This is a genomic window from Pseudomonas sp. 2995-1 (genome assembly GCF_002742505.1).
Taxonomy (GTDB): Bacteria; Pseudomonadota; Gammaproteobacteria; order Pseudomonadales; family Pseudomonadaceae; genus Aquipseudomonas; species Aquipseudomonas sivasensis.
The window spans coordinates 1-231 of the sequence record NZ_LJSA01000044.1 but is presented as its reverse complement, the minus strand read 5'-3'; the positions used below and the strand labels follow the sequence as shown (position 1 = coordinate 231).

1 pseudogene is annotated in these 231 nt (G+C 40.7%); it reads right to left on the bottom strand.

Annotated elements, in window-relative coordinates:
• Positions 1-217 (bottom strand): annotated as a pseudogene (locus AOA61_RS00170) (Asp-tRNA(Asn)/Glu-tRNA(Gln) amidotransferase GatCAB subunit C); the annotation flags it as partial.
• Positions 218-231 lie beyond the last annotated feature (14 nt).

The window sequence follows — 231 nt, the reverse complement described above, 5'->3', positions numbered from 1 at the left end:
CTGCTATGCCTTTGACACAAATACCTTTTACTACTCCACCATTTTCCACAGTATTCGCAAATACTTTAAAATCGCTGTCCTGCACAGCTTCTGAAATGTCAATGAGTTCCATACCGTATCTTGTATCAGGTTTATCAGAACCAAAACGGTTCATCGCCTCTTCATAGGACAACCTTGGAAACGGTGTTGGAACATCGATTCCCTTTAATTCCTTCACGAGTTTAACCATCA